4 protein-coding genes are annotated in these 5,343 nt (G+C 67.5%); all 4 read left to right on the top strand.

All coding sequences use genetic code 11. The features are described from left to right. The first annotated feature begins 679 nt into the window (after positions 1-679). The 4 genes from ACWDA7_RS49750 (at position 680) to ACWDA7_RS49735 (ending at position 5,181) form a co-directional block, all read left to right on the top strand. Positions 680-1,516 (top strand): COG4705 family protein, encoded by an 837-nt coding sequence (locus ACWDA7_RS49750; protein WP_450614448.1) that lies wholly within the window; start codon positions 680-682, stop codon positions 1,514-1,516. 439 nt (positions 1,517-1,955) lie between these two features. Further along, on the top strand, positions 1,956-2,609 hold the full coding sequence (locus tag ACWDA7_RS49745; protein WP_450614446.1) for a response regulator transcription factor: 654 nt from the start codon (positions 1,956-1,958) through the stop codon (positions 2,607-2,609). After that, the gene (locus ACWDA7_RS49740; RefSeq protein ID WP_450614444.1) at positions 2,600-3,868 is read left to right on the top strand and encodes a sensor histidine kinase; all 1,269 of its coding nucleotides are present in this window, start codon (positions 2,600-2,602) and stop codon (positions 3,866-3,868) included. Before ACWDA7_RS49745 ends, ACWDA7_RS49740 begins: the two co-directional genes overlap by 10 nt. Positions 3,869-3,906: 38 nt before the next feature. Then, the gene (locus ACWDA7_RS49735; protein WP_450614442.1) at positions 3,907-5,181 is read left to right on the top strand and encodes a COG4705 family protein; all 1,275 of its coding nucleotides are present in this window, start codon (positions 3,907-3,909) and stop codon (positions 5,179-5,181) included. Positions 5,182-5,343: the final 162 nt, after the last annotated feature.

Genomic DNA, 5,343 nt, shown 5'->3' with positions numbered 1-5,343 from the left:
GTCTGACCAGCCGCTGCAGCTCAAGCCCAGTCACTTTCACCCAAGCCCCGAGCAGGCACCGGCATGCCCTCGGCTGCTGTGATTTTCCGGCCAGAAGAAACGCACCAGCCGAGAGTTCGGTGCGAACAGGTCGTGCCAGACGCGTGCCAGATCGTACGGGGAACCGCGGGGAGCACCGGGGAATCAACGGACCCGCCCGCCAGGCGTCAACACCCTTCCGCCGCAGGTCAGCCCGCAGCGAGCCCTAGATCGCCTTAGCTTCCCAAGGTGATGGCCTGCTGCCGGCCTTGACCACCGTCGGCCCGTGCTGATCGGCTGAGCCCATGGCCATGGACTTCGGCGAGTACGAGGCGGCAGTGCCGATCTTGGCGGCGCACCAATGAGCCGCTCGTTGTCCTGGTCTTTGTCCAGTGCACTGACGGACGCCATCGTTCGCCGCCGTACGCGAACCCCGTCTGAGCTGCACAGTGAACGCCACGACCGACCCTGAACAGTCATGCGGACAGTTGGAAAGCGGCGTACTTCTGTCGCGGTGGCAGGGGTGGGCTGGGCGCCGCTGTGCGGAGAAGTCTTGCGCAGTTGTTCATGGGGCCATGCTGCTGGTGCGGGGCGGGCGGCGAGAGGTGTGCCGTGCGGCGGTCAGGATGCGTTCAGGTATCGGATGGCACGGTCGCACCCCATGACCTATGAAATATCTGAAACCTCTGTCGGCTCCGCGGCCCGGGGCGCGGCCGCTCACGCGCGCGGACTGCGCTGGAACAAGGTGCCCGAGGTCACTGTCTACTTTTGGATCATCAAGGTCTTGTGCACGACGGTCGGCGAGACCGCGGCCGACCTGTTGAACGAGAAGGCGGGTCTGGGCCTGACCGGTGTGTCGGTGCTGATGAGCGCGCTTCTGACGGTGGTGCTGGTCGTGCAGTTCCGCGCCGGCGCCTACCGTGCGAGCGTGTACTGGCTCGCCGTTGCGCTGATAAGCGTTGTGGGCACGCTGGTCAGCGACAACCTCACCGACAACATGGGTGTCCCGCTGGAGACCAGCACCACGGTGTTCGCCGTCGCCCTCGCCGTCGTGTTCATCGTCTGGTACCGCCGGGAGAGGACGCTGTCCATCCACAGCATCGACACCGCGAGCCGCGAGTCCTTCTACTGGCTCGCCGTGTTGTTCACCTTTGCCCTCGGCACCGCCGCCGGCGATCTGGTCTCCGAGCGTGTGGACCTTGGCTACTGGCTGTCCGCCGCAGTGTTCGCCCTGGCCATCGCCGCGGTCGCCGTCGCCCACTTCGGGCTCGGTCTCGACGCGGTGTGGAGCTTCTGGATCGCCTACATCCTCACCCGCCCGCTCGGCGCCTCCATCGGCGACTACCTCTCCCAGCCCACCGGTGACGGCGGCCTCGGCCGGGGGACCGTCGTGACCAGCGCGCTGTTCCTGGCGGTCATTCTCGGCCTGGTGGTGTATCTGTCGGTGACGCGCAAGGACGTCACCGAGCCCGACCGGGCGGCGGGGCAGGCGGTCTGAGGCTTGGGCGTTCACGCATTCGGGCCACAGAAGCCGTGGTCGGAGTGTTCGCCGGCGGGAGGCTGCCGTCGCCACGCTTGAGCGGGCCGTGGTCTCCCATGCGGGGATCGATCAAGCAATCAGCGTGATCGTTGCCAGAAGGCCGGGTTTGGACCGCGGAGGCCCGGAGGGGCGAACGCCTTGCCTTGCTGGACATCGCACCAGCTCCGGCCAGGTCGAAGGGCAGGTCATGCGAGTGAATATGCCCAAAGGTAAGAATTCGGGCGCGCCAACGTCGACTTCCTCCGCAAGCGGATACTCCTCACGCCCTGCCCCGCCCCGTCACAAAATGAGCGCCAGAGCAGAATTACGTGGCCTTCGACAGCAGAAGCCACTCCGACTACCAGGGCGCTGACCAGGGAGAATGGAGAACTCCCGATGGAGTACCTAGGGTCAGCGTGTGGCTTTTATTGTGGTGTGCGAAGATGACGCAGCGGTCCGCGACGTCCTCAAGCGCGCACTCGAGCACGACGGCCATACGGTCGCAGTCGCTTCTACGGCGGACAGCCTGCTGCGGCAGCTTGAGCCGGTCCCTCACCTGATCGTCCTGGATCTAGGGCTCCCGGACGCTGATGGCCGCGATGTCTGCTTGGCGCTGCGGGCACGTGGCGTTGATGCCCCGGTGCTAATGCTCACCGCTCTGGATGGCATGCATCACAAGGTGGGCGGCTTCGAGGCGGGAGCCGACGACTACATGACGAAACCGTTCGATGTCCCGGAGTTGCTGGTGAGGGTCCGCGCCCTGCTACGCAGAACAACCGCGACGACCCCACCAGGTGGCGTCGTTCTCGATCCGGCGAAACATGTCGTGATCTACGGTTCGACAAGCGAGAGCCTGACGCCGACCGAGTTTCGGTTGTTGGGCAGGCTTATCGCCTCGCAGGGCGACGCGGTACGCCGCCACGCCCTCATCGCTGCCGGCTGGCCGCACGGAGCCCAGGTCAGCGACAACACCCTCGACTCGTTTGTGCGTCGGCTGCGGACCAAGCTCGGTCCGCTGGGTGTGGCCGAGCGTCTGGTGACCGTCCGCGGCGTGGGCTACCGATGGCAGTGACGGGATTCCGCAGCAGGGTCGTCGCGCTCACTGTGCTGATCGCCACCGCCGTGGTCGCGGTGCTGGTCGTGGTCTCGCACGTACTGCTGAGCCAGGTGACGGACGCCGACGCGCACGATCTGGCGCGGACCCGCGCCGAGGCGGTCGCGGCGAATATCACCGCCAAGGGCGGCCGTGTCATGCTCACGGAGAACAGCAGCGAAGCGCTGGACGAAGTCGCCTGGGTGTATGCCGACGGCCGCCTGATCGACGGGAACGTACCGCCGAGCGTGGTCGATCGCGTCGAGGAGCTGGCGGACTCGGGGCGGTCGCAGACCGCGTCGGTCAGCGACTACCTTCTGTACGCGCGGAAGGTCCCGATCGACGGCCACCACGTCATGGTGATCGTCCGGGTGGACCTCACTCCCTACGAGACATCCGAGCAGCGCAGCCTGACCTTGTCATTGATCCTGGGCGGCCTCACGATCCTCCTCGCCGGCGGTGTCGCGCACCTCGTGGTACACCGCGCGCTGCGGGTCGTGCACGAGATGGCCGCCCTCGCCGACGACTGGGGCCATCACGAACCCGGGCGCCGCTTCAACCTCGGAGTCCCTCGCGACGAGTTCGGGAAACTGGGACAGACCCTGGACCACCTCTTGGAGCGCGTCGAGACTGCGCTGGCGGACGAGCGCCGGCTCACCGACGAGATCGCGCACGAACTGCGGACACCGCTCACGGTCCTGCGGGCCGAGGCGCAGCTGGCGCAGCTTTCCGGCGAGCCGGTGGCGCCGGAGGCGGTGCTGAGCGAGGTCGACCGCCTCGATGCGGCGATCACGACGATTCTGCGCGCCGCGCGCGCACGGACGGACGACGGGACCCGATGCGATCTGCGCTCCGCCGCGCGGCAGGCGATCGGCAGCCGCGCGGTCGAGGTCGCCATTCCGGCGAAGGCCGAGGTGGCCGTGGCGCCCGACGTCGCCGTGTCGCTGCTGTCACCCCTGCTGGAGAACGGCCTGCGGCATGCGAAGTCCCGTGTGTGGATCACCGCGCGCAACCAGGGTGAGGCCATCGTGGTCGATGTGCTGGACGACGGCCCCGGGTTCGATCCCGCGGACGTCGACCGGGTCTTCGAAGCGGGTGTGACCGGCGGCGGAGGGTATGGGCTGGGGCTGCCTTTGGTCCGGCGCATCGCCGCCTCGGCCGGTGTGGAGGTCCGCGCGATCGCGGACGGCCGCGGTCACGTCGAGGTGACACTCCCGGCCGCGCGGGCGAGCACGTAGTCAGGTTGCTTGCAGGTTCCCCGCGTAAACCTCCCTGCATGACAACGACAACGGAAGCACGCACGCGCAGCGGGCGCCTCATGCTCAACAAGGTCCCCGAGGTCACCATCTGGTTCTGGGTGATCAAGGTCCTGTGCACCACCGTGGGTGAGAGCTTCGCCGACTGGATCAACATGAAGCTGGGCGTCGGCCTGGTGAACACGGCCTGGATCTTCACCGCGGTGTTCGTGGTGGTCCTGGCCGTCCAGCTGCGGCTGAAGCGGTACGTTCCGTTCCCCTACTGGCTGACCGTGGTCGTTGTCAGTGTCACGGGCACCTTGTACACGGACATCCTGACCGACCAGCTGAACGTGCCGCTGTGGATCAGCTCCGCAGTGTTCTCGGTGCTGCTCGCGGTGGTCTTCGGCGTGTGGTGGCTGCGCGAGCGCACCCTCTCGATCCACTCGGTCACGACGCTTCCGCGGGAGTCGTTCTACTGGCTCGCCGTTCTCGTCACTTTCGCGCTCGGCACCGCGACCGGCGACTGGACCCTCGAGCTCACCGGCTGGAGCCCGGGAGTCTCGGTCCTGTTGCCGCTCGGCCTCATCGCGGCGATCACGCTGCTGTGGAAGTTCGGCGCCAACCCGGTGCTGTCCTTCTGGCTCGCCTACATCCTGACCCGCCCGCTGGGCGCGAACATCGGCGACTGGCTCGCCTCGCCCAAGGTCGCCCAGAACCCGGGCGACCCGACCGGTCTCGACCTGGGCACGTTCACCACCAGCCTGATCTTCCTCGGCCTGATCCTGGCCACGGTGGTCTACCTGACGGTGACACGCCCGGACGTGACCGAGACCTACGAGGCGGCCCACGCCGCACACGCCACCGGCGACCCGCGCAGGGAGCGCGTCGCGCTGGCCGGCTTCGGACTGCTCGCCGTCGCCACCACGGGCCTGCTGTTCTGGGCGCACAGCCAGCCGCACGTCGGACCGGCGCCGGAGACCGATGCCACCTCCACCGTTCAACTCGCCCCTGGCCAGGCCGTGAAGAACTTCCCGTCCACGAAGGTCGACGCACTGAGGACACTCGCAGCGACCTCACTCAAGGACGCACGGTCGGGGAACGCGACCGGGGCCCACGCAGCTGCCCAGTCGCTGCGAGACCTCTGGGATGCCGACCAGGCTTCGTTGCAGCCGCTGGACAACACCGGCTGGACGTTCATCGACGCCCAGATGGACCAGGTCCTGAAGACCTTCGGCATCGACCACCCGAACCCGCCGATGTCGCCGACCCAGCAGGAGGCTGAACTCAACACCCTCCTCACAGATATGCGCTGACGGACCTGATCGGCGGCGACTCCCCTGAGGCCGCCGCCGATCACGCTCTCACGGTGCACGGGATCAGTGAGTGGTGTGCATCGTGAAGTGGCAGGTCACGGGCCTGGTGTGATTCTGTGCGCGGGTGCTCGTGCTGGTCGCGCGGGGCAGTCTGCCGTGTAG

Source organism: Streptomyces sp. NPDC001156 (assembly GCF_053598275.1).
Note: the sequence above shows the minus strand (reverse complement) of the source record. Positions and strands in the feature narration are given on the sequence as shown.